26 protein-coding genes, 1 tRNA gene and 1 pseudogene are annotated in these 21,623 nt (G+C 64.1%); 9 read left to right on the forward strand and 19 right to left on the reverse strand.

The window, feature by feature from the left end; translation table 11 throughout:
* Positions 1-99 precede the first annotated feature (99 nt).
* The 15 genes and pseudogenes from Q7O19_RS05195 to tkt all read right to left on the reverse strand — a co-directional run bounded on the left by Q7O19_RS05195 (position 100) and on the right by tkt (position 13,003).
* Positions 100-798 carry a hypothetical protein gene (locus Q7O19_RS05195; protein ID WP_303809087.1) on the reverse strand — a complete coding sequence of 233 codons (699 nt, stop codon included), beginning with the start codon at positions 796-798 and terminating at the stop codon, positions 100-102.
* A 124-nt stretch (positions 799-922) separates the two neighbouring features.
* Positions 923-2,230, reverse strand: a complete 1,308-nt coding sequence (gene nuoF, locus Q7O19_RS05200; protein ID WP_303809089.1) for an NADH-quinone oxidoreductase subunit NuoF — start codon at positions 2,228-2,230, stop codon at positions 923-925.
* Positions 2,230-2,823 carry an NADH-quinone oxidoreductase subunit NuoE gene (gene nuoE / locus Q7O19_RS05205; RefSeq protein ID WP_022679123.1) on the reverse strand — a complete coding sequence of 198 codons (594 nt, stop codon included), beginning with the start codon at positions 2,821-2,823 and terminating at the stop codon, positions 2,230-2,232. Before nuoE ends, nuoF begins: the two co-directional genes overlap by 1 nt.
* Positions 2,820-3,152: a nuclear transport factor 2 family protein gene (locus Q7O19_RS05210; RefSeq protein WP_303809094.1), complete on the reverse strand. Its 333-nt coding sequence runs from the start codon at positions 3,150-3,152 to the stop codon at positions 2,820-2,822. Before Q7O19_RS05210 ends, nuoE begins: the two co-directional genes overlap by 4 nt.
* Positions 3,149-3,328 (reverse strand): hypothetical protein, encoded by a 180-nt coding sequence (locus Q7O19_RS05215; RefSeq protein ID WP_022679125.1) that lies wholly within the window; start codon positions 3,326-3,328, stop codon positions 3,149-3,151. The genes Q7O19_RS05210 and Q7O19_RS05215 overlap by 4 nt, the downstream gene beginning before the upstream one ends.
* On the reverse strand, positions 3,325-4,569 hold the full coding sequence (locus tag Q7O19_RS05220; protein WP_022679126.1) for an NADH-quinone oxidoreductase subunit D: 1,245 nt from the start codon (positions 4,567-4,569) through the stop codon (positions 3,325-3,327). The genes Q7O19_RS05215 and Q7O19_RS05220 overlap by 4 nt, the downstream gene beginning before the upstream one ends.
* A gap of 8 nt (positions 4,570-4,577) precedes the next feature.
* Positions 4,578-5,192, reverse strand: a pseudogene (locus Q7O19_RS05225) (NADH-quinone oxidoreductase subunit C); the annotation flags it as partial.
* A gap of 26 nt (positions 5,193-5,218) precedes the next feature.
* A complete protein-coding gene (locus tag Q7O19_RS05230; RefSeq protein WP_022679128.1) occupies positions 5,219-5,782 on the reverse strand; it encodes an NADH-quinone oxidoreductase subunit B family protein in 564 nt (187 codons plus the stop codon).
* Positions 5,773-6,150 (reverse strand): NADH-quinone oxidoreductase subunit A, encoded by a 378-nt coding sequence (gene ndhC / locus Q7O19_RS05235; RefSeq protein WP_303785199.1) that lies wholly within the window; start codon positions 6,148-6,150, stop codon positions 5,773-5,775. The genes Q7O19_RS05230 and ndhC overlap by 10 nt, the downstream gene beginning before the upstream one ends.
* Before the next feature lie 132 nt (positions 6,151-6,282).
* Positions 6,283-7,080 (reverse strand): inositol monophosphatase family protein, encoded by a 798-nt coding sequence (locus tag Q7O19_RS05240; protein WP_303809095.1) that lies wholly within the window; start codon positions 7,078-7,080, stop codon positions 6,283-6,285.
* Between the two features lie 106 nt (positions 7,081-7,186).
* Entirely contained in the window at positions 7,187-7,879 is a 693-nt protein-coding gene (thiE, locus tag Q7O19_RS05245; RefSeq protein ID WP_303809096.1) for a thiamine phosphate synthase, read from the reverse strand.
* A 2-nt stretch (positions 7,880-7,881) separates the two neighbouring features.
* Entirely contained in the window at positions 7,882-8,796 is a 915-nt protein-coding gene (locus Q7O19_RS05250; protein WP_303809097.1) for a class I fructose-bisphosphate aldolase, read from the reverse strand.
* Positions 8,797-8,810: 14 nt separating this feature from the next.
* Positions 8,811-10,007, reverse strand: a complete 1,197-nt coding sequence (gene pgk, locus Q7O19_RS05255; protein ID WP_303809098.1) for a phosphoglycerate kinase — start codon at positions 10,005-10,007, stop codon at positions 8,811-8,813.
* Positions 10,008-10,012: 5 nt separating this feature from the next.
* Positions 10,013-11,020, reverse strand: a complete 1,008-nt coding sequence (gene gap / locus Q7O19_RS05260; RefSeq protein WP_303809099.1) for a type I glyceraldehyde-3-phosphate dehydrogenase — start codon at positions 11,018-11,020, stop codon at positions 10,013-10,015.
* 21 nt (positions 11,021-11,041) lie between these two features.
* Entirely contained in the window at positions 11,042-13,003 is a 1,962-nt protein-coding gene (gene tkt / locus Q7O19_RS05265) for a transketolase (protein ID WP_303809100.1), read from the reverse strand.
* A gap of 238 nt (positions 13,004-13,241) precedes the next feature.
* Here tkt and Q7O19_RS05270 point away from each other — a divergent pair, with 238 nt between their 5' ends.
* From Q7O19_RS05270 to Q7O19_RS05295, 6 genes are all read left to right on the forward strand, one after another.
* Complete coding sequence (locus Q7O19_RS05270) at positions 13,242-13,403, forward strand: hypothetical protein (RefSeq protein ID WP_303781355.1); 162 nt, start codon at positions 13,242-13,244, stop codon at positions 13,401-13,403.
* A 5-nt stretch (positions 13,404-13,408) separates the two neighbouring features.
* A complete protein-coding gene (locus tag Q7O19_RS05275; RefSeq protein WP_303809102.1) occupies positions 13,409-13,705 on the forward strand; it encodes a cell division protein ZapA in 297 nt (98 codons plus the stop codon).
* 264 nt (positions 13,706-13,969) lie between these two features.
* Positions 13,970-14,527 (forward strand): 5-formyltetrahydrofolate cyclo-ligase, encoded by a 558-nt coding sequence (locus tag Q7O19_RS05280; protein WP_303809103.1) that lies wholly within the window; start codon positions 13,970-13,972, stop codon positions 14,525-14,527.
* Positions 14,528-14,536: 9 nt separating this feature from the next.
* Positions 14,537-14,776 carry a DUF2842 domain-containing protein gene (locus Q7O19_RS05285; protein ID WP_303809104.1) on the forward strand — a complete coding sequence of 80 codons (240 nt, stop codon included), beginning with the start codon at positions 14,537-14,539 and terminating at the stop codon, positions 14,774-14,776.
* The gene (locus tag Q7O19_RS05290) at positions 14,773-15,087 is read left to right on the forward strand and encodes a chorismate mutase (RefSeq protein ID WP_303809105.1); all 315 of its coding nucleotides are present in this window, start codon (positions 14,773-14,775) and stop codon (positions 15,085-15,087) included. The genes Q7O19_RS05285 and Q7O19_RS05290 overlap by 4 nt, the downstream gene beginning before the upstream one ends.
* A 26-nt stretch (positions 15,088-15,113) precedes the next feature.
* Positions 15,114-15,884: a sterol desaturase family protein gene (locus tag Q7O19_RS05295; RefSeq protein ID WP_303809106.1), complete on the forward strand. Its 771-nt coding sequence runs from the start codon at positions 15,114-15,116 to the stop codon at positions 15,882-15,884.
* Between the two features lie 52 nt (positions 15,885-15,936).
* On the opposite strand, the gene Q7O19_RS05300 is transcribed toward Q7O19_RS05295, so the two are convergent.
* A tRNA-Asp gene (locus tag Q7O19_RS05300) sits at positions 15,937-16,013 on the reverse strand.
* Positions 16,014-16,113: 100 nt separating this feature from the next.
* Between Q7O19_RS05300 and Q7O19_RS05305 the strand changes: the two genes are divergently transcribed.
* Both Q7O19_RS05305 and Q7O19_RS05310 read left to right on the forward strand, forming a co-directional pair.
* Positions 16,114-17,043, forward strand: a complete 930-nt coding sequence (locus Q7O19_RS05305; RefSeq protein ID WP_303809107.1) for an acyl-CoA thioesterase II — start codon at positions 16,114-16,116, stop codon at positions 17,041-17,043.
* Between the two features lie 50 nt (positions 17,044-17,093).
* On the forward strand, positions 17,094-18,287 hold the full coding sequence (locus tag Q7O19_RS05310) for an NRAMP family divalent metal transporter (RefSeq protein WP_303809108.1): 1,194 nt from the start codon (positions 17,094-17,096) through the stop codon (positions 18,285-18,287).
* Positions 18,288-18,308: 21 nt separating this feature from the next.
* Here the strand turns inward: Q7O19_RS05310 and Q7O19_RS05315 are convergent, their stop codons facing one another.
* Positions 18,309-18,716 (reverse strand): hypothetical protein, encoded by a 408-nt coding sequence (locus Q7O19_RS05315; protein ID WP_303809110.1) that lies wholly within the window; start codon positions 18,714-18,716, stop codon positions 18,309-18,311.
* A 125-nt stretch (positions 18,717-18,841) separates the two neighbouring features.
* Between Q7O19_RS05315 and Q7O19_RS05320 the strand changes: the two genes are divergently transcribed.
* Positions 18,842-19,693 (forward strand): dienelactone hydrolase family protein, encoded by an 852-nt coding sequence (locus tag Q7O19_RS05320; RefSeq protein ID WP_303809112.1) that lies wholly within the window; start codon positions 18,842-18,844, stop codon positions 19,691-19,693.
* Positions 19,694-19,744: 51 nt separating this feature from the next.
* Here the strand turns inward: Q7O19_RS05320 and Q7O19_RS05325 are convergent, their stop codons facing one another.
* Both Q7O19_RS05325 and Q7O19_RS05330 read right to left on the reverse strand, forming a co-directional pair.
* A complete protein-coding gene (locus Q7O19_RS05325) occupies positions 19,745-20,416 on the reverse strand; it encodes a nitroreductase (protein WP_303809149.1) in 672 nt (223 codons plus the stop codon).
* Positions 20,416-21,603: an NAD(P)/FAD-dependent oxidoreductase gene (locus tag Q7O19_RS05330; RefSeq protein WP_303809114.1), complete on the reverse strand. Its 1,188-nt coding sequence runs from the start codon at positions 21,601-21,603 to the stop codon at positions 20,416-20,418. The genes Q7O19_RS05325 and Q7O19_RS05330 overlap by 1 nt, the downstream gene beginning before the upstream one ends.
* Positions 21,604-21,623 lie beyond the last annotated feature (20 nt).

Consider the following 21,623-nt stretch of genomic DNA (forward strand, 5'->3'; position numbering starts at 1 on the left):
AAATCGGCTGGATGTCGGGTTCGCCGGCGGGGGGTTTAGTGGTTGATACCATTGGGCTTTTCTTGGCTCTTTCAGGCGCACTTCAGATGCCCATTCGGATTAGGGGAAACGGTGCGAAAAGGCCAGTGGAAAGGGCAGGAATTCAGGGCGTGGGCAACGACTGGGTTGCAACCGCCCGGAACAGGGCAAAGCCCAGCCCGGCCCGGCCCGCAACAACGGCCCGTTAATCGACAGGTTCGGCCAAGGCGCAATGCAGCCAGAAGCGATGGGGTCGATCGCGGCAAAAGCCTCCCGTTCTTCGGGCAATCCCGATATCGGCTCGGCAAACCGTCGCGCCGCGGCCGGGTTCGCAGTCACGATGCACGCAGAAACACTGGCCACAATGGCAAAATCGCTGGTGGGCGGCACCGGCAGCGGCGGCACCACCAAGACGTCAGGCAGGCGCTCTGGATGGCGCACGAAGCCCATGCCGAAAAGGCCACGCGAAACACTGGCCTGCATACGGATCAAGGAGCTGCGCTGGTTGACAGATAGACAGGCTTGCAGCGCCTTCATAACCGGCTTTGGCCATTCTGTCGGCCCGTCAATCGCCAATACCCACGTAGCCACATTCTGCGCCCTGCTGCGAACCGCGCAGTCAATCATCTTGTTCACTGACTCCGCATCGGCCCGGCGCCGCGCCACAGCATCATCGGCAAAATTCTTCGATTGCGCGGCGCTTGGCACAGCAAGGCCGGCGAAAGCCAAAGCAACGGCCACGATGGTAACGCGATGCATCAAGCGAGCCTCCAGATCCACCAAGCGAAGGCTCGAACGGCCACAGACAGGAGTCAATACCCCGCAGACGGCTTGCCACTGGTAGCAAGTAACAATGGCTGGCAGCGTACGCCCGTGGCGACTGAGGCCTGACGGATAATAGCTGCTACTCCGCCGCGATCCCCATGTTCGGCACCTGGATGAAGCCCTTGCGCTTCGCAATCCGCGCTTCGATCTCCGGGCGGAAATGCCGGATCAGGCCCTGGATCGGCCAAGCCGCGGCGTCACCCAGCGCGCAGATGGTGTGGCCTTCAACCTGCGTGGTCACTTCCAGCAGCATGTCGATCTCGTGCGGTTCGGCATCACCCGTCACCAGCCGTTCCATCACGCGCCACATCCAGCCGGTGCCTTCGCGGCACGGCGTGCACTGGCCGCAGCTTTCATGCTTGTAGAAGTACGACAGGCGGGCAATGGCGCGCACGATGTCGGTGGACTTGTCCATCACGATCACCGCTGCGGTGCCCAAGCCGGATTTCAGATCGCGCAGGCCGTCGAAATCCATCGGCGCTTCCATGATCTGGTGCGCCGGCACCAGCGGCACCGAAGAACCACCAGGGATCACCGCCAGCAGATTGTCCCACCCGCCGCGGATGCCGCCGCAGTGCGTGTCGATCAGTTCACGGAACGGCAGGCCCATGGCTTCTTCCACCACGCAGGGCCGGTTCACATGGCCACTGATCTGGAAAAGCTTGGTGCCTTCATTCTTGGGCCGGCCGATGGCGGCGAACCATTCCGGGCCACGGCGCAGGATGGTCGGCACGACGGCGATGGATTCGACATTGTTCACCGTTGTCGGGTTGCCATAAAGGCCAGCGCCGGCCGGGAACGGCGGCTTCAGGCGCGGCTGGCCCTTCTTGCCTTCCAGGCTTTCGATCATCGCGGTTTCTTCGCCGCAGATATACGCCCCGCCGCCGCGATGGACGACGACATCCAAATCATAACCGGTGCCGCAGGCGTTCTTGCCGATCAGGCCGGCGGCATAGGCCTCCTGCACGGCGGTCATCAGCACCTTGGCTTCGGCGATATATTCGCCGCGGATATAGATGAAGGCCGCACGCGCGCGCATGGCAAAGCCGGCGATCAGCGCGCCTTCGATCAGCTTGTGCGGATCATGGCGAATGATCTCGCGATCCTTGCAGCTGCCGGGTTCGGATTCATCGGCGTTGATGACCAGATAGCTCGGCCGGTCCGGGTTCGGCGTCTTGGGCATGAAGCTCCACTTCATGCCGGTCGGGAACCCAGCGCCGCCGCGCCCGCGCAGGCCGCTGGCCTTCACCGAGTCGATTAGCGCATCGGGGCCAACGCTCATCAGATCCTTGGTATCGGCCCAATCGCCGCGCGTGCGCGCCGCCTCAAGGTTCCACGGCTGGAAGCCATAGAGGTTGGTGAAGATGCGATCCTTGTCGGCCAGCATCACACCATCTCCTGCAACGTTGTTGGACCAGCTTCGGGGCACGAAGCGGTGCGGCCGATCTGGCTGCCAACCTTGGGCTCCTCCCCGCGCGCCAGCATGTCCAGGATGGCGGTCATGCTATCGTAGGTCAGGTCTTCGTAGTTGTGATCGTTGATCTGCACCATCGGCGCATTGGCGCAGGCGCCCAGGCACTCGACCTCGGTAAGCGTGAACAGGCCATCCGCCGTCGTGGCGCCCTTGGCCATCCCCTTGTCCTTGCAGGCCTTCATGATGTCGTCCGAACCGCGCAACATGCAGGGCGTGGTGCCACACACCTGCACGTGGAAGCGGCCGACGGGCTTCAGATTGTACATAGTGTAGAAGCTGACGACCTCATAGGCGCGGATATAGGGCATGCCGATCTGGTTTGCGACAAACTCGATCACCGGCACCGGCAGCCAGGCCACACCCGTCTCGTCGCGCACCTGATATTGCGCCAGCCACAACAAGGGCATGATGGCGCTGGCCTGACGGCCGGGCGGATAGAGGCCGATCAGGCGCTGCGCTTCGGCGGCGTTCTCGGCGGTCCAGTTGAAATCGGAAAAATCGCTCACCGGATGAACTCCACGCGGCTGCACTTGTCGCCGTCGAAACTATAGACGCTCATCACCTCGAACGGCTCACCCGCATTCGTGCGCCACACCTTCTCGTGCAGCACAGCGAACGGGCCAAGCTCGTAACCCTTGATGATCTCGGCGCGGTTTTCGGGGAACTGGGCGAACATCGCCTTCAGGCCGGAATGCACGCCTTCCTTGCCTTCACGCAGCGCCGCGCCGCGATAGCCGGCTTCCACCGCATCATCGCTCATCAGCGCCACATAGGCATCAGCATCCTGCGCGTTGTAATGCGCGATCATGGCCTTGGCGATGGCAAGCTTATTCATGAGTGGCGCCGCCTGGCCGACCAGCGCACGAACGCCGCCGTCCACAAGGTCGCGCCAAGCGCCACGATCGGCATGCCGGCGCCTTCGCCCCACAGCTGCGCCGCCGCAAAGCCGGTGGCTGCGATCACCGCAGCGCCCAGGGCCGCCACGGCCAGAAGCTTGCCCTTCTCGTTCACCGGTCAACCTCGCCAAACACGATATCCAGGCTGCCCAGCACCGCCGGCGCGTCGGCCAGCATGTGGCCCTTGCACAGGAAATCAATCGCCTGAAGGTGGGCCATGCCGGTGGCGCGGATGTGGCAGCGCCACGGCTTGTTGGTGCCATCGGCGACCATGTAGATGCCGAATTCGCCCTTGGGGCTTTCGGTCGCCACATAGGCATCGCCGGCCGGCACGTGCAGGCCTTCGGTGTAGAGCTTGAAATGGTGGATGAGCGCTTCCATCGAGCGCTTCATCTCTCCCCGTGACGGCGGCGCCACCTTGCGGTTGTCGGTGATGTGGCTGCCCGCCGGCATCTCCTTCGCGCACTGCTTGATGATCTTCAGGCTCTCGCGCATTTCCTGCATGCGCACCATGAAGCGGGCATAGCAGTCGCCATCGTTCGACACCGGCACGTCGAAATCCATCAGGTGATAGGCGTCGTACGGCTGGCTCTTGCGGATATCCCAGGCCACGCCGCTGGCGCGGATGCACGGGCCCGTGAAGCCCCAGGCAATCGCGTCTTCCTTGGAAATCACGCCAATATCGACAAGGCGCTGCTTGAAGATGCGATTGTCGGCCACCAGGCCCTGCATCTCGTCGAGTACCTTGGGAAAATGGTCACACCAGGCCAGCACATCGTCCAGCAGGCCCGCCGGCAGATCCTGGTGCACGCCGCCAGGGCGGAACCAGGCCGCGTGGAAGCGCGCACCGGAAACGCGCTCGTAAAACTCCATCAGCTTTTCGCGCTCTTCGAACAGCCACAGGATCGGCGTCATCGCGCCCACGTCCATGGCGTGTGCGGTCGTGTTGAGGATGTGATTGAGAATGCGCGTGATTTCCGCAAACATCGTGCGGATATATTTCGCGCGCAGAGGCACCTCGATGCCCGCCAATTTCTCGATGGCCAGCACATAGCTGTGCTCCATGCACATCGGGGAGACATAATCGAGGCGGTCCATATAGGGCAGCGCCTGCAGATAGGTCTTGTACTCGATCAGCTTTTCGGTGCCGCGATGCAGCAGGCCGATGTGCGGATCGCAGCGCTCAATGATCTCGCCGTCCAGCTCCATCACCAGCCGCAACACGCCATGGGCCGCTGGGTGCTGCGGCCCGAAATTGATCATGTAGTTCTGGATTTCGTTGCCGTCCTTGGCGGGCAGCACGTCGGTGGTGTCGTCAGCCGTCCACGCGGCACCAGCAGAACCCAGGCTGCTCATTTGCCAGTCGCCTTTTCATCGCCCGGCAGCACATAATCCGTGCCTTCCCAGGGGCTGAGGAAATCAAAGCTGCGGAAATCCTGCGCCAGTTTCACCGGCTCATACACCACGCGCTTATGCTCTTCCGACCAGCGCAATTCGACATGCCCGGTCAGCGGAAAATCCTTGCGGAACGGATGGCCTTCAAAGCCATAGTCCGTCAGGATGCGCCGCATGTCCGGATTGCCGGTGAACATCACGCCGTAACAATCCCAGGTCTCGCGCTCATACCAGCCTGCGTTGGGATAAAGCCCAGTCAGCGACGGCACCGGCGCGCGGCCATCGGTAGAAAGCTTCACGCGCAGCCGCAGATTGTGCGTCATCGACAACAAGTGGATCACGATCTCGAAGCGTTCAGCCCGGTCCGGATAATCGGCGCCACATATGTCGGTGAGCTGGTTGAACTTGAGGTCAGCCGCATCGCGCAGCGCCGTGATCGCCGGCACCAGCGCCTCGCGCTGCACCACCGCCGTGGTCTCGCCGGCATGTTCAATCACGTCGATCAGGGCACCGCCCAGCAACTCGCCCAGCCGCGCGCTGAGCGCATCATGGGTGGCCATCACCGGCCAGCTGTGCCGGCCCAATTCAGGAGCAACAATTGCCATGTCGCTTACCGTTCAAACACGCCCACGCGGCGGATCTTCCGCTGCAGGGCCAGGATGCCATAAAGCAAAGCCTCGGCCGTGGGCGGGCAACCGGGCACATAGATATCCACCGGCACGATGCGATCGCAGCCGCGCACCACCGAATAGCTGTAGTGGTAATAGCCGCCGCCATTGGCGCAGCTGCCCATCGAGATGACATAGCGAGGCTCGGCCATCTGGTCGTACACACGGCGTAGCGCCGGGGCCATCTTGTTGCACAGCGTGCCGGCCACGATCATCACGTCCGACTGGCGGGGCGATGCGCGCGGCGCGATCCCGAACCGTTCCAGATCATAACGCGGCATGCTGCTATGCATCATCTCGACCGCGCAGCAGGCGAGGCCAAAGGTCATCCACCACAGGCTGCCGGTGCGGGCCCAGTGGAACAGATCTTCGGTCGATGTGACAAGGAAGCCCTTGTCCGCCACTTCCTGGGACACGTCGCCCAGGAATTGATCGCGGTTGTTGGCCGGCAGCAGAATGCCGCCATTGGTGACCATCAGGTCATCGCCGGGCTGGTTCACTCCCACTCCAACGCTCCCACTTTCCAGGCGTAAATCAGACCGATGCCGAGTTCGCCGAGGAATTCCATCATTGCCCACCAGGCACTTTCGCCGCCCCAATGCAGGCTCACCGCCCACGGAAACAGGAAGGCCGCTTCCAGATCGAACACGATAAACAGGATGGCGACGAGGTAGAATTGCACATCGAACTTGGTGCGCGCGTCGGAGAAAGCGGGGAAACCGCTTTCATATTCCGACAATTTCACCGCTTCCGGCTTGGACGTGCCGATCAGGCCGGACACGGCAATGGGCGCACTGACGAAGATCAGCGCGAAGGCGATACCCACTGCGAAGAACAGCAGCACCGGCAGATATTCAGAGGCAATGGCCGACATGGCCTGGGGGTTTCCAACAGCTGTTGCAATGTAGCGTGATTAGCCGTCCTGCCCCGGCAGGGCAACCTCTTCGAGCCGATAATTGCGACATTTTGTCAGGTGCGCGGCACTGGCAACCCTTGGCGCCCAGCGCTACCGCAACGCGCCCGCGATCAGCTTGTGGAGGCGCGACTGGATGGATTGGTTGCCCACGATGATCTCGCGCCGGCCGACCATGCCATCACTGCCCCGGAAATCGCTGACAAAGCCGCCGGCTTCCTTGATGATCAATATGCCCGCCGCGATGTCCCAATAGGAAAGCCCGGTTTCCCAGAAGCCATCAAACCGCCCGGCCGCCACCCAGGCCATATCAAGGCTGGCCGCACCGAAACGGCGCACACCGGCCACTTCCGGCATCACAGCATTCAGGATCGAGTTGAACTTGGCACGATCGCCATGGCCCAGATAAGGGATGCCGGTGGCGATCAGGCAATCATTCAGATCACGCCGGCCCGAAACGCGCAGGCGCTGTGTCTGCAGCCAGGCGCCACGGCCCTTTTCCGCCCAATAGCTTTCCCCGGTGAGCGGCTGGTGGATCAGGCCGGCTGTCACTTCGCCATCGATTTCGGCGGCGATGGAAATGGCGAAATGCGGGATGCCGTGGAGGAAGTTGGACGTGCCATCCAGCGGATCGACGATCCAGCGGCAGCGTTCATCCTCGCCCTTGATCTCGCCGCCTTCTTCCAGCAGCAGACCCCAATCGGGGCGCGCATGGCGCAGCACTTCCACCACCGCATCTTCGGCGGCCCGATCGGCATTGGAAACGAAATCAGCCGGGCCCTTGCGGGACACCTGCAGCGCATCCACTTCTCCGAAATCGCGGCGCAGCTTGGGCGCGGCCTTGCGCGCGGCCTTTTCCATGACGGTGATGAGCGAGCTATGGGCGACCATGGCGAAATCCTTGCAGCCGGCGTGAATGCGCGGGCGGCGATTGGGGAATGGGAATGCGAAAGAGCAATTAGAGAACGGGGCGCGCCTTAGCGGATGCGGGGCGCGATTACCAGCCCAGCACGTCCCCGAAAGCGGCAACCCCCGCCCCCGGCCCGCCCTCGTGATCCCACACCGCCCGTACCACGGCGATGAAATCCGCCCCGGCCTCGACCAGCGGCGCAGCGTTGTGCGGGAAGATGCCGCCGATGGCGACGCAGGGCAATTGGCTCAGCGTGATCCACCAGCTCAGTATTTCCGGCTGCGGGCGATAATGACTGGGCTTGGTGGTGGTGTCGTAAAACGCCCCGAACGCCACATAATCCGCGCCCTGCTCGCCGGCTTCCATCGCCAGGTGCCGGCTGTCGTGGCAGGTGCGGCCGATCTGGGCCTCGCGACCAAGCAGCGCACGGGCATCCGCAATCGAACCATCGCCCTGCCCCAGATGGACGCCGTCAGCGGCGGCCTGTTTGGCCAGATCGGCACGGTCGTTCAGGATGAAGGCCACGTCAGCCACATTGCACACCGGCAGCAACGCCTCGCAGGCGCGCAGCACGTCGGCATCGCTCACATCCTTCAGCCGAAGCTGGAACGCCGCCACCGGGCCGCCATCGAGCGCGGCCTTCAGGCTTTCAGTGAAGGCGGGGATCTCGATGCGCGGCGGCGAGACGACATAAAGCTGGCAGGCCGGCCGCTCATCCTGTTCGAAGCGGTCGGCAAAGTCGGCCGGCAGGGGAACCAGTTCGTTGTCCGTGCTGCTCAAGGTCAGGCCTTGCCGAGGTAAATGTCGACGATCTTGTCCAGCATGGCCATCGCTTCGGCGCGCGGGCGCTGGAAGGTGTTGCGGCCGATGATGCTGCCGTTGCCGCCGCCATCACGGATGGCAACCGCATCGCAGAACACCGCATCGGTGCCCTTGGTCGCGCCGCCGGAGAAGACCACCAGCCGGCGGCCATTGAGGCAGGATTTCACCACGTGCGCCACGCGCTTGTCCTGGCCGGACCAGTCGCCGCCTTCATAGGCCTTGTGCGCATCCTTCTGTTCGATATGCGCACTCGGCAGCTTCACCTTGATGATATGCGCGCCCAGCAGCGCCGCCATGTGGGCCGCATAGGCCCCAACATCCAGCGCCAGTTCGCCGTCCTTGCTGAGCAAGCCGCCACGCGGATAGCTCCACAGCACGGTGGCGAGGCCAACCGACTTGGCTTCGGCGGCCAGTTCGCGGAATTCCTCCATCATGTCGAACACGTCGTCCGCACCCGGATAGATGGTGAAGCCGATAGCGGCGCAACCCAGGCGCAGCGCGTCGTCCACGCCGCCGGTCACGGCCTGGTTGATGCCGGTGGCCCAGCTGTTGCTGCTGTTCACCTTCAGGATGGTCGGGACCTGGCCGGCGAACGTGTCCGCACCCGCTTCCAGCATGCCCAGCGGCGCGGCATAGGCCGACAGGCCGGCATCGATTGCCAGCTGGAAATGATAATGCGGATCATAGGCTTCGGGATTGGGCGCAAAGCTGCGCGCCGGGCCATGCTCGAAACCCTGATCGACCGGCAGGATCACCATCTTGCCGGTGCCGCCCAGCCGGCCCTGCATCAGCATGCGGGCGATGTTGCCCTTGGTGCCGGGATTGTCGCTCTCGTAATTGGCAAGGATCGCCTTGACGGTGGGCGTGATCGACATGCTGCGTCCCCTTTTCAAGCCTGTTGAAGCGCAACCACGCCCGGCAGCGGTTTGCCTTCCATCCATTCCAGGAAGGCGCCGCCGGCGGTGGAAATGAAACTGAAATCCTGGGTGACGCCGGCATGCGCCAGCGCCGCCACGGTATCGCCGCCGCCCGCCACGGTGAGCAGTGTGCCCCCTTGCGTGAGCGCTGCCGCCGTGCGGGCCAGCGCCACGGTGGCGGCATCGAAGGGCGGAATTTCGAACGCGCCCAGCGGCCCGTTCCACAGGGCGGTGGCGCAGGTTTTCAGCGCATCGGCCAGCGCCTCGACCGCGGCCGGGCCGATATCGAGCACCATTTCATCGGCCTCGATATCGTGGATATTGGCGACACGGTTGGCGGCGTGGGCCTTGAACTCCTTGGCCACCACCACGTCGTACGGCAGGTGGACGGTGCAGCCGGCAGCATCCGCCCGCGCCATGATGTCGAGCGCGGTTTCCTTCAGATCATGCTCGCACAGCGATTTGCCGACATCGATGCCGCGCGCCGCCAGGAAGGTGTTGGCCATGCCGCCGCCGATCATCAGGTGATCAACCTTTTCCACCAGATGTGTGAGCACGTCGATCTTGCTCGACACTTTGGCGCCGCCCACGATCGCCGCCACCGGCCGTTTCGGCGTGCCGAGCGCGGCTTCCAGCGCCTTCAATTCGGCTTCCATCGTCCGCCCCGCAAAGGCCGGCAACACATGCGCCAGGCCTTCGGTGCTGGCATGGGCGCGGTGCGCGGCCGAAAAGGCGTCGTTCACGTAAAAATCGCCGGCCGCGGCCAGTTCGGCGACGAACGCCGGATCATTGGCTTCCTCGCCGGCATGGAAGCGCGTGTTCTCCAATACCGCGACGCTTGCCTGCGGCAGCGCCCGTACAGCGTCCGTCACCGGCCGGCCAACGCAATCCGCCACAAAGGACACCGGCCGGCCCAGAACGGCAGCAAGTGCCAGCGCAATCGGCTTCAGGCTGTTCTTTTCATCGCGGCCCTTGGGCCGGCCGAAGTGCGACAGCACCAGCACCTTGGCGCCGCCGTCAGCCAGCGCCGCGATGGTCGCCACCGCAGCGCGCAGGCGGGTGTCATCACTCACATGGCCATCGGCCATCGGCACGTTCAGATCGGCGCGGACCAGCACGGTCTTGCCGGCAAGCGCCGGCATGTCATCGATAGTGCAGAACGAAGCCATTGTTCTTACAGGAACTTGCCCATGGCCACAGCGGTATCAGCCATGCGGTTGGAGAAACCCCATTCATTGTCATACCAGGTCAGCACACGCACCATGTTGCCGCCGATCACGGCGGTTTCCAGACTGTCCACGGTAGACGAAGCCGGGCTGTGGTTGAAGTCGATGGAAACCAGCGGCTCCACGGTGAAATCGAGCACGCCCTTCAGTTCACCCGCAGAAGCCTTCGCAAGCGCCTGATTCACTTCATCTTTCGTCGTCGGACGAGCAGATTCGAAGGTGAGATCGACCACCGACACATTCGGCGTCGGCACCCGGATCGCCGAACCGTCGAGCTTGCCCTTCAACTGCGGCAGCACCTCACCCACCGCGCGGGCGGCACCGGTGGTGGTGGGGATCATCGAAAGTGCCGCAGCACGGGCGCGGCGCGGATCGTCATGAATTTGATCAAGAATTTTCTGATCGTTGGTATAGGCGTGCACCGTCGTCATCAGGCCCTTCACGATGCCGAACTCGCGGTCCAGCACCATGGCGACCGGCGCCAGGCAGTTGGTGGTGCAAGAGGCGTTGGAAACGATGTTGTGATCGGCCGTCAGTTTGTCGTGGTTCACGCCGTAAACCACTGTCAGATCAACATTCTTGCCCGGTGCGGAGATCAGCACCTTCTTGGCACCGGCCGTAATGTGGGCACCGGCCTTGGCGGCATCGGTGAAGAAACCGGTGCATTCCAAGGCAATATCCACGCCCATGGCGGCATGGGGCAGGTTGGCCGGGTCACGCTCGGCGGTGACCGCAATGCGCTTGCCGTTCACAACGATGGCATCATCATCCACGCTCACCGTGCCGGGAAAGGCGCCATGCACGCTGTCGCGCGCCAGCAGGCGGGCGTTGGCCTCAGGGCTCGCCAGATCGTTGATCGCCACCACTTCGATATCGGTGCGGCCGGATTCGATGATGGCGCGCAGCACGTTGCGGCCGATGCGCCCGAAACCGTTGATTGCAACTTTCACAGCCATGTCATTGATCCTTCTTGAATTTCAGCCCAACCGGGCCTTGACGCGCGCAGTAATCGCCGGCGCGGTCAAACCATATTCGGCATAGAGCCGTTCCGCCGGCGCCGAAGCCCCGAAATGATCAAGGCCGATATTCAGACCGTCGCTGCCCGTCCAGCGTTCCCAGCCCATGGTCACGCCGGCTTCCACCGAGACCTTCAGCGCATCGCCCGGCAGCACATCGGTGCGGTAGCCTGCGTCCTGCGCCGCAAACACTTCCCAGCACGGCATCGATACCACGTCGCAGCCAATGCCATCGGCTTCAAGCAGCGCCGCAGCTTCGGCAGCAATATGCACTTCTGAACCGGTCGCGACCAGCACGACCTGGCGCGGCGCGGTGGCAGCCTTCAGGCGATAAGCGCCTCGCGCCGAACGATTTTCGGTGACGTCATCCCGCAGCGGCGGCAAGTTCTGCCGCGACAGCGCCAAGATGGAGGGGCGCTTTTCGTCCTTCAGGGCAAAGGACCAGGCTTCCGCTGTCTCGATGGCATCGGCCGGCCGCCACACCGCCAGATTAGGCATGGCGCGCAGGGAGGCCAGATGCTCGATCGGCTGGTGGGTCGGGCCGTCCTCGCCCAGGCCGATGCTGTCGTGCGTGCCAACGTGGATCACGCGGATCTGCTGGATCGCCGCCAGGCGGATGGCGTTGCGCATGTAGTCGGTGAACACCAGGAAAGTGCCGCCATAGGGGATGATGCCGCCGTGCAGCGCCATGCCGTTCATCGCGGCGGCCATACCGAATTCGCGAATGCCGTAATGAACATAGCGGCCACTGTAATCAGCCGCCGTGAACAGCGGCTGGACCTTGGCCTTGGTGTTGTTGGAGCCGGTCAAATCCGCCGAACCTCCCAGCAGTTCAGGCAACGCCGGCACCAATGCGTCAAGCGCCATTTCGCTGGACTTGCGGGTCGCAACCTTGGGCGGCGTCACCACCAGGCTGGCCAGATATTCTGGCATCGGATCGGCGGCGGGAAGCTCGCCTGCCATGCGCCGGTTGAACTCGCCGGCTTGGCTGTCGGCAGCGAGACGCGCTTCCCAAGCTGCGCGCGCCGACTTGCCGCGGGCGCCCAACCCTTCCCACCAGGCCTTGATGTCAGCCGGGATCTCGAACGGGCCATATTCCCAGCCCAGCGCGGCGCGGGCGCCTTCGATTTCCTTGGCGCCCAGAGGCGAGCCATGGCTGCCGCTGGTGCCGGCCTTGGTCGGCGCGCCCTTGCCGATGGTGGTACGCGCGGCGATCAAGCTGGGGCGCGGATCGGCCTTGGCCGCGGCCAGCGCCGCATCGATGCTGGTGAAATCGTGGCCGTCGCAGGCCACGACATGCCAACCGGCGGCAGCGAAGCGCCCGGCCATGTCTTCACTGGACGACAGGCTCACCGGGCCATCGATGGAAATCTTGTTGTCGTCCCAGATCACGTTGAGGCGGCCCAGCTTCAAATGGCCGGCCAGCGAAATCGCTTCCTGGCTGATGCCTTCCATCAGGCAGCCATCGCCGGCAACCACCCAGGTGTGGTGATCCACCAGCGCATCGCCGAACACGCCATTCAGGTGCCGCTCCGCCATCGCCATGCCCACCGACATCGCCAAACCCTGCCCCAACGGCCCGGTGGTGCATTCCACGCCCGGAAGCTCGGTGTTTTCCGGATGACCGGCGCATGGGGAATGCCATTGGCGGAAGCGCTTGATGTCATCCAGCGACGGCTTCTCATAGCCGGTCAGGTGCAACAGCGCATAGATCAGCATCGAACCATGGCCGGCCGACAGCACAAAACGATCCCGATCCGGCCAGCGCGGCGCCTTGGGATCGAACTTCAGATGGTTGGCGAACAGCACGGTCGCGACATCGGCCATGCCCATCGGCATTCCAGGGTGGCCGCTGTTGGCAGCTTCCACCGCATCCATGGCCAGCGCCCGGATGGCATTGGCGCAGCGTGCGAGCTCGGTCATGAGGCCGTTCCTGTAAACCATCCGCACTGGCGCTGTGGCCGGTACGGGCGGGAGCGATTCCCGATGGTGACTGTTTGTTGCGGGCGGCTTTGGCCTACCCTTCGCGCACGCGTCAACCTTCCAGTTGCGGTTCACCGTGATTGCCGCACGCAGCCGGCTTGACCCGGGCTGATATCCCGTCTTATAAACACGCCGCAAGCCCTTGAGCTGGCTGGGGAGCAGGTCGATTTCGGAGTTGATGAGCCTGTTGGTGCGACTCGAAACGGCGTTGGCCGCGATCGAGGCTCGCCGAAGCGCCGAAGCGGCCACCGCTGCTGGTGACCGCGCACGCCTGCAGCGGATCGAAGCCGCCGCCGCCGAAGCTGTGCGCGCCCTCGACACCCTAATCGGGCAGGAGTGACGAAAATGGGCCAGGCACTGCTCACCATCACCGGTCGCACCTATCGCATCAGCTGCCGCGACGGCGATGAGGAACGCATTTCCCGCCTGGGTGACGAAATCGCCGCCCGCGCTGAACGCATCACCGGATCGCTGGGCAGCGTGCCCGAAGGCCAATTGCTGGTAATGACCGCGTTGATGGTGGCCGATGAGCTGGCCGATGCCCGCGCCGGCATTGCGCCGCCAATCGCTGCTGCGCCCATGGTGGACATCACCCGCCTTGCCCGCATCGTCGGACGGATGGAACAGCTCGCCCGCGCCTGAGGCGCGGTAACGCGCTGAACAATACCACCCATGGCGAGGCTTTGCTTGAGCTTCCGGGCCTTCTACCCTATATAAACAGGTGGCGGGCACTGCCCGGTACGAGCGAGCAAGCATCCCTGAGGCGATAATCATCCTATCGGGGGCTGGCACTGGGTGAACCCTGGTTCACCACAACTGGTTCCCACCTGACGTTCTGGCGTCAGAGGATCTTCAAGGCCAACGGCCCATGGTGGTCCCGCCACACTATCCCGAGAGTGTTACTGCGTGAATAAGACCGACCTGCGCCGCCAGTATCGCGCTGCCCGCAAGGCCTTTGTCGCGGCTCTGCCCAAAGGGGAACGCGAGGCATTGGAGCGCAACCTGGCCGAAGTTGTCGCGCCTGCACTCACCCTTGTGCACATGGCCGGCAGCTATGCCGCGGTGGGTGACGAGATCAATCCCATGTGGATCGAAAAACGCATCGGCCCGCACGCCTTCCCGCGCATCGCCGGGCCAGACATCGTCTTTCACCAAGCCGAATGGAGCGAACTGAAGCCCGGCTTCCAGAACATCCCCGAACCGCCAGCCACGGCGCCGGTGGTGCATCCCAATGTGCTGCTGGTGCCGCTGCTGGCCGTCACCCTCTCCGGCGTGCGGCTGGGCCAGGGCCGCGGCTATTATGATCGCGCGCTGGCCGCCCTGCGCCGCCGGCAACCCGTGCTGGCCATCGGGCTGGCATGGGAATGCCAGATTGCGCCGGCGCTCGTGGCCGAGCCATGGGACATGCCGCTGGACATGATTGCGACGCCGCAGCGTCTGGTCGATTGCCGCAAATCGCGTTAAGGGCCGCTCATGGACCTCGCTCCCCATCGCATCCCGCCCGAACCAAGCTGGCGCAAGCCTGTCGGCATGTTCGGATTGATCGCCTATATCGCGATCTACGCCCTCATCGTCTCGGTGCTGGCCGATCAACTCATTGGCCTGCCGCGCTGGATGGAAACCCTGGCCTATGGGGTGGCCGGCATCGCCTGGGTGGCGCCGCTGAAGCCCTTGTTCCTGTGGATGAACACCGGCCGCTGGAGGCAGAAATGACCGTGTTGCCGCCTGAAGGCTGCCAGACAATGGTGGAGGTGCGCACTGGGGTGGATGCGCTTGATCAGGAACTGGTGGCGCTGCTCGCCCGCCGTTTCGGCTACATGGACGCCGCCGCCCGCATCAAGCCCAGCCGCAGCGATGTGCGCGACGAAGCCCGCAAGGCCCAGGTGATCGCCAACGCCAGCGCGGCTGCTGCCGCTGCCGGCTTGCCGGAAGGTCTGGCCGAAACCCTGTGGGAAGCACTGGTGGAAGCCTCCATTGCCCATGAACTCGATCGCTGGGATTCGCTGCGCACCCAAGTCGCCTGATGCTGGAAAACGAGCCTGCAATCCGCTTGGCTGCCTTTGTCGGCGTGCTGGCGGTGATGCTGCTGTGGGAACAACTGGCGCCCCGCCGCGCTCCGGCCGTTGGCAACGCGACACGCCGCCTCAACAATCTGGCGCTCGTCGGTCTCGATACACTGCTGGTTCGACTGCTGTTCCCGGTGCTGGCAGTGGGCTTTGCCAGCGAGATGGAACAGCGCGGCATCGGTCTGTTCAATTTCATTGCCCTGCCCCACTGGCTGGTGGTGCTGCTCGCCATCATCCTGCTCGATCTCGCCATCTACTGGCAGCACCGCTTGTTCCACGTGGTGCCGTTGTTCTGGCGGATGCATCGGGTCCACCATGCCGATCCAGCCTTCGACACCACCACGGCGCTGCGCTTTCACCCGCTCGAAATCATGGTCTCGATGCTCATCAAGCTGGCCGTGGTGGCCGCATTGGGCGCGCCGCCGCTGGCCGTGCTGCTGTTCGAGGTGATCCTGAACGCCACCGCCATGTTCAATCATGGCAATGTCAGCCTGCCGCCTGCACTGGAGCAGCGGCTGCGTTGGCTGCTGGTGACGCCCGATCTGCATCGGGTGCATCACAGCATCCACGGCGATGAGATGAACCGCAATTTCGGCTTCAACCTGTCGTTGTGGGACCGCCTGTTCGGCTCACTGGCGGCCCAGCCACGTGATGGCCACAGCAACATGATGATCGGCCTCAAGGATTCTCGCGCACCACGCGCGCAATGGCTCGATCGGCTGCTGCTGCAACCGTTCAGATCATCGGGCAATTGATCGGATTTCCACGGCGCCAGCGGCTTTGATGGCCACGTCCTGGTGGGGACAGTGGCGCGAGTGACGGGGCTCGAACCCGCGACCTTCGGCGTGACAGGCCGACGCTCTAACCAACTGAGCTACACCCGCAAGCGCTGTGGAGCCGCGCTGATATGGACGGTGCGCCGCCCTGTCAAGCAGAGTTATGCTTGGATGTTGTGGACAAGCGGAAATCGGCTAGGGAGAGCGCATGGACATCGAAGCCCCCACTCCTGATCCACAACGCGCGGTTACCCGTCTGCTCGGCCTGCTCAATCTGGAGGAGGTCGAAACCGATCTGTTCCGCAGCCAATCCACCGATGAGGGATGGATCAGAGTTTATGGCGGCCAGGTGGTTGCGCAGGCGCTGATGGCCGCCAGCCGCACTGTGGAACAAGGCCGTCTGTGCCACAGCCTGCACAGCTATTTCATCCGGCCCGGCGATCCGAAACTGCCCATCGTCTACAAGGTGGAGCGCGATCGCGATGGTGCCAGCTTCACCACAAGGCGGATCGTCGCCATCCAGAAAGGCCGGCCGATCTTCAACATGGCCGCCAGTTTCCAGGTGCCGGAAGACGGCCTGGAACACGCCATCACCCCGCCATCCGACGTGCCGCACCCCGACGGACTGGAAAGCGATCCGGTATGGGCCCGCCGCAACGCACCAAACGCGCCCGAACCCTGGCGCACCATCTGGCTGACCCGCGAGCGGCCACTTGATGTGCGCGCGGTGGAGAGTGACGATGATTTCTTCAATCCGCAGAAACGCCCGCCGCAACAGCGGCACTGGGTGCGGCTGGCCGCGCCACTCACGCCCGAACAGGCCGGCGATCCGGTGCTGCAACGCTGCCTGTTCGCCTATGCCAGCGACATGACCCTGCTCGATACCTGCCTTGCCCCGCACGGCATCAGCTGGGCCAATCCGGCGCTGCAATCGGCTAGCCTCGATCACGCCATCTGGTTCAATCAGACGCCCGACATGAACGATTGGCACCTGTTCGATCAGGATTCCCCCATGGCTGGGGGCGGTCGCGGCATCAATCGGGCGATCGTGCACGATATCAATGGCCGCCCCGTCGCCACGCTGATGCAGGAAGGGCTGATCCGGCATCGGCCATCACCCAGCGGCGCCCACCCCTGACCCACCGGCTGAAGAAGCCGGCCTATCATTCGGCACTGGGGCCGGGGCTGGTGACAGGCGCCGCCGATGATGATCCTTCCGGCATCGCCACTTATTCGCAGGCCGGCGCCGCCTATGGCTTTGCGCTGTTGTGGCCAGTGGTTCTGGCCTGGCCGTTCCTCACCGCCTTCCAGTTCACCTGCGCTAAAATCGCCCGCGTCACCGGCAAGGGCCTCGCCGCCAATCTGGCCACCCATCTGTCGCGCGCCGCCGTGTGGGCGGTGGTGTTGATGCTGCTGGGCGCCAATATCTTCAACATCGCCGCCGACATCGCCGCCATGGGTGAAGCGGCCCGGCTGGTCACCGGCATCCCGCGCCTGCCGCTGATGGTAGGATTTGCCGTGCTGTCGCTGGGGCTGCAGATCTTCGTGCCCTATCACCGCTATGTTGGCATCCTGAAATGGCTCACCCTTTCTCTGTTTGCCTATGTGCTGGTGGTGCTGGCGGTGGGCGTGGACTGGCGCGCAGCCATGGCCGGGCTGTGGCCCAGCCTGCCGGCCGGCAGTGCCACCACCGTCGTCGCCATCCTCGGCACCACGATCAGCCCCTATCTCTTCTTCTGGCAGAGCGCACAGGAACTGGAGGAGATGAACCTCGAACATGCCCGCCCGCTACTGCAACGCCCGCGCGCCGCGCCGCACGAACTGACCCGCCTGATGAAAGACAGCGCCGGCGGTTTCCTTGTGACCATGATCATTTCGCTGTGCATCATCGCTGCCACCGCCGACACGCTGCATGGCGCCGGCACCACCACCATCGCCACAGCCGCCGATGCTGCTGCTGCCTTGCGGCCCATCGCCGGCGATTTCGCCTTCGCGCTGTTTGCGGTCGGCATCATCGGCGCCGGCCTGCCGGCGGTGCCGGTGCTGGCGGGCTCGGCCGCTTATGCGCTTTCCGAAGTGATGGGCTGGCGCGCCGGACTGGAGCTGAAACCCCGCGAAGCCGGCGGCTTCTATGGCGTCATCTTCCTCGCCGTCACCGCCGCGCTTGGTCTTGATCTGATCGGCATCGATCCAATCAAGGCGCTATTCTGGTCGGCGGTGGTCAACGGGCTGGTGGCCGTGCCGGTGATGCTGGCGATCATGGCGCCGGCCAGCCGTTCCGACGTGATGGGCAAGTTCCGGGCCCGCGGGGCGCAGGGCTGGCTGGGCTGGGGCGCCCTGCTGCTGATGGCGCTATCGGCCGCCGGGATGTTCCTGCTCTGAACGGCGGCAAACCAGCCCGCATCAGCGCGGCGGAAAACGGTCCGCCGCCAGATTCTCCGCAATGGTGCGTTCCAGATCGGCAACTTCGGCCATCAGCCGGCGGTGGCTCTCGGCGGCCTTGGCATGGGCGGCGGCCAGCGCCAGATGCCGGCTCTTGTCGTCGTTGCCATGGCCATTGGCAATGATGTGGCGTTCGTGGTCACGCAGTTCGCTGCCATGCCGATCGAAGCTGGTGTCGTGCCGGCGCAGCGCGGCCGCAACGGTCTCCAGCCGGCGCGCCGCTGCCATGTGCTGGGCATTCCAGCGCGCCTGATCATCAATCCAGCCACGGTGCTGCGTCACCATCGCCGCATCAATAGGGGCGGGTTTACCCTGGCTCACAGCAGCCGGAGCAGCGGCCAAGACAAGCGAGACAAGCGGGATCAGCATGGTGGCACCTTTGCAGCCAAGATTGCCATAATGTAATCTTCTTTGGAGCGACCGCAAGGCCCGCTTGCTTGCAAGGAGCCGGCCAGCGCTTATCCTGCCCGACAGCATCAGCAAGAAACCGCACCATGGCAACGCTCACCCGTCCCGAAGGCACCGAACCCGATGATCTGGCGCTTTCGCGCCGCGCCGTGCTGACCGCTGCCGGCTATGCCGTGTTCGATATCGCCGCCCAGGCCGAACCGATCACCACGCCCACCGATGGCCTGGTGACCGGCTGGGAAACCCTGCCCGGCGGCCTGCCCGCCTTCGTCGCCCGCCCGGCCAGCAAGGGCAAACACCCAGCCGTGATCGTGGTGAACGAGATCTTCGGCGTGCACGAATGGATCAAGGATGTCTGCCGCCGCTTTGCCAAGGCCGGCTATGTCGCTGTCGCTCCGGAATATTTCTTCCGCGGCGATCCGGACAAGACATTGCCGACGCTTAAGGACTTCCCCGCCATACGCGCCATCGTCGCGAAGGCCGGGCTGGAACAGGTGATGGGCGATACCAAGACGACGCTGGACTGGCTGGGCACGCAGAAGTTCGTTTCGCCAAAGAAGATAGCCATCACCGGCTTCTGCTGGGGCGGCGGCATCACCTGGATGGCCGCGGCGCGCTTCCCCGAACTCAAGGCCGGCGGTGCCTGGTATGGCGGCCTGAAAGGCAACCCCGGCCCCGAAAACCGCCGCTTCCCGATGGACGTAGTTGACGATCTGAGGGCCCCGGTGCTCGGCCTCTATGGCGCACTGGACAAGGGCATCCCAGTGGCCGACGTGGAGGCGATGCAGGCCAAGCTGAAGGGCAGCAAGAGCAGCATCGTGCTGTACCCTGACGCCGATCATGGCTTCCTCGCCGATTACCGCCCCAGCTACAACGCCGCAGCCGGCAAAGACGCGTGGGCGAAGCTACTGGCGCATTTCAAGGCGAATGGAGTCTAACCATCCACCTGCGTCGCCCCGAATTTGATGCGGGGCTTGGCTTTCCCCCCTTCAGAACCCCACGAAACGCGCCGCCTCGTCCACGCTCTTGCGTTCCGAAACCACCGCGTTGGCCGGGAAGCTGTCATCCTGCCAGCCGATGGCGATAGCCTTCATGATCACCTGATCATCGGCAATGCCGGCATGTTCGCGCACCACCGGCGATTGCATTATGCCCTGGCTGTTGATCACCGCGCCCAGACCCCGCGACCAGGCGGCGTTGACCAGCGCGGTCGAAACCGCGCCGCAATCGAATGGCGTGTCGTCGCTGCCCGACAGTTTCTTGTCATAGGTGATGATCACGCACACCGGCGCGTCGAACTGGCGGAAACCGCGCAGCACCCAGTCCATCCGGGCCGGCGCGTCGTCGCGGGCGATGCCCATGGCGCTGAACAATTGCTTGGCCACGCCGATCTGGCGTTCGCGGTGAACGCCTTCGAACGCCGTGCCGGTGCGGAATTCGCGGCTGTGCGGGACGCCGGCCATGTTGCGTTCGGTGTTGCCGGCGCGGATGAGATTGAGCGGTTCACCGGTGACCACGGTAAAATTCCACGGCTGCGTGTTCATCGACGACGGCGAGCGCATCGCCATAGTGAGAATTTCCTTGATCAGCTCCAGCGGCACCGGATCGGGCTTGAAACCGCGAATGGAACGGCGGCCCATCACCACTTCGTCATAGCTCATCATGAATGCACTCTCTCCGCGATTGCCGTCCCGGCGGCGTGTCCGCTGGCCCAGGCCCACTGGAAGTTATAGCCCCCCAGCCAGCCGGTAACGTCTACGGCCTCTCCGATGGCGAACAGCCCTTCAATGTGATTGGCCGCCATGCTGCGGGAAGAAAGCCCGGCGGTGTCGATGCCGCCCGCGGTCACTTCGGCCTTGGCAAAGCCTTCGGTGCCATCAGGGCGGAAGGCCCATCCCTTGAGGCGCTGCATTGCGGCGGTGAGCGCCGCATCCTTCTGGCTGGCCATGTCGCCGCCGAGCCCCAGCGTGTCGGCGAGTGCCGTGGCCAGCCGCTCCGGCAAAGCGCTGCCCAGCACGGATTTCAACCCCGCCTTGGGGCGTTGCCGCTTGGCGCTGATCAACCAATCAGTCGGCGCATCGGGCAGGAAATCCACCGCAATCGCTTCGCCGTGCCGCCAGTAGCTGGACACCTGCAGCATTGCCGGGCCGGAAAGCCCCTTGTGCGTGAACAAGGCTGCTTCGCGGAAGGCAGACTTGCCCGCTTTCGCCACCACTTCGGCCGCCACGCCGGCCAGTTCACGGAACAGATTCTCTGTCTGCGGCAGGGTGAAGGGCACCAGCGCCGGGCGCGGCGGGATGATCTTCAACCCGAACTGCTTGCCCAATTGGTAGGCAAAGCCCGTTGCGCCAAGCTTGGGAATCGCCGGCCCGCCGGTGGCGATCACCAGGTTCGGCGAGCTGTAAATGCCGGCACTGGTGGTGACGGTGAAGCGGCCATCAGCATGGCTCACATCGCTGATCGCCGCACCAAAGGCGAAATCCACACGGCCAGCGGCGCATTCGTCCATCAGCATGGCAACAATCTGTTTCGCCGAACCATCGCAGAACAATTGCCCCAGCGTCTTTTCGTGGAAGGCGATATTGTATCGGCGCACCAGATCGACGAAATCGGCCGGCGTGTAACGCGACAGCGCGGAGCGGGCGAAGTGCTTGTTCTCGCTCAGATACCGATCCGGCACTGCACCAATATTGGTGAAATTGCAGCGGCCGCCGCCGGAAATCAGGATCTTCTTGCCCGGTTCCTGGTTGTGATCGATCACCAGCACCCGCGCGCCCATCTGCCCGGCGGTTAGCGCACAGAACAGGCCGGCACCGCCGGCGCCCAGGATGATTGCGTCATGCTGCATCACCTGCGCCTAGCGTGTGG

Source organism: Sandarakinorhabdus limnophila DSM 17366 (assembly GCF_945882885.1).
Lineage (GTDB): Bacteria > Pseudomonadota > Alphaproteobacteria > Sphingomonadales > Sphingomonadaceae > Sandarakinorhabdus > Sandarakinorhabdus limnophila_A.

Bases quoted from the DNA above. Each gene is read 5' to 3' on its own strand.
- Q7O19_RS05320 (WP_303809112.1), top strand. From the start codon at position 18,842: ATGGCAACGCTCACCCGTCCCGAAGGCACCGAACCCGATGATCTGGCG.
- Q7O19_RS05210 (WP_303809094.1), bottom strand. From the start codon at position 3,152: ATGAATAAGCTTGCCATCGCCAAGGCCATGATCGCGCATTACAACGCG.
- Q7O19_RS05250 (WP_303809097.1), bottom strand. From the start codon at position 8,796: ATGTCGATCACGCCCACCGTCAAGGCGATCCTTGCCAATTACGAGAGC.
- ndhC (WP_303785199.1), bottom strand. From the start codon at position 6,150: ATGTCGGCCATTGCCTCTGAATATCTGCCGGTGCTGCTGTTCTTCGCA.
- Q7O19_RS05275 (WP_303809102.1), top strand. From the start codon at position 13,409: ATGGGCCAGGCACTGCTCACCATCACCGGTCGCACCTATCGCATCAGC.
- Q7O19_RS05325 (WP_303809149.1), bottom strand. From the start codon at position 20,416: ATGAGCTATGACGAAGTGGTGATGGGCCGCCGTTCCATTCGCGGTTTC.
- Q7O19_RS05330 (WP_303809114.1), bottom strand. From the start codon at position 21,603: ATGCAGCATGACGCAATCATCCTGGGCGCCGGCGGTGCCGGCCTGTTC.
- Q7O19_RS05290 (WP_303809105.1), top strand. From the start codon at position 14,773: ATGACCGTGTTGCCGCCTGAAGGCTGCCAGACAATGGTGGAGGTGCGC.
- Q7O19_RS05305 (WP_303809107.1), top strand. From the start codon at position 16,114: ATGGACATCGAAGCCCCCACTCCTGATCCACAACGCGCGGTTACCCGT.
- Q7O19_RS05270 (WP_303781355.1), top strand. From the start codon at position 13,242: ATGAGCCTGTTGGTGCGACTCGAAACGGCGTTGGCCGCGATCGAGGCT.
- gap (WP_303809099.1), bottom strand. From the start codon at position 11,020: ATGGCTGTGAAAGTTGCAATCAACGGTTTCGGGCGCATCGGCCGCAAC.
- Q7O19_RS05240 (WP_303809095.1), bottom strand. From the start codon at position 7,080: ATGGTCGCCCATAGCTCGCTCATCACCGTCATGGAAAAGGCCGCGCGC.
- nuoF (WP_303809089.1), bottom strand. From the start codon at position 2,230: ATGCTGGCCGACAAGGATCGCATCTTCACCAACCTCTATGGCTTCCAG.
- pgk (WP_303809098.1), bottom strand. From the start codon at position 10,007: ATGGCTTCGTTCTGCACTATCGATGACATGCCGGCGCTTGCCGGCAAG.
- Q7O19_RS05220 (WP_022679126.1), bottom strand. From the start codon at position 4,569: ATGAGCAGCCTGGGTTCTGCTGGTGCCGCGTGGACGGCTGACGACACC.
- tkt (WP_303809100.1), bottom strand. From the start codon at position 13,003: ATGACCGAGCTCGCACGCTGCGCCAATGCCATCCGGGCGCTGGCCATG.
- Q7O19_RS05285 (WP_303809104.1), top strand. From the start codon at position 14,537: ATGGACCTCGCTCCCCATCGCATCCCGCCCGAACCAAGCTGGCGCAAG.
- Q7O19_RS05315 (WP_303809110.1), bottom strand. From the start codon at position 18,716: ATGCTGATCCCGCTTGTCTCGCTTGTCTTGGCCGCTGCTCCGGCTGCT.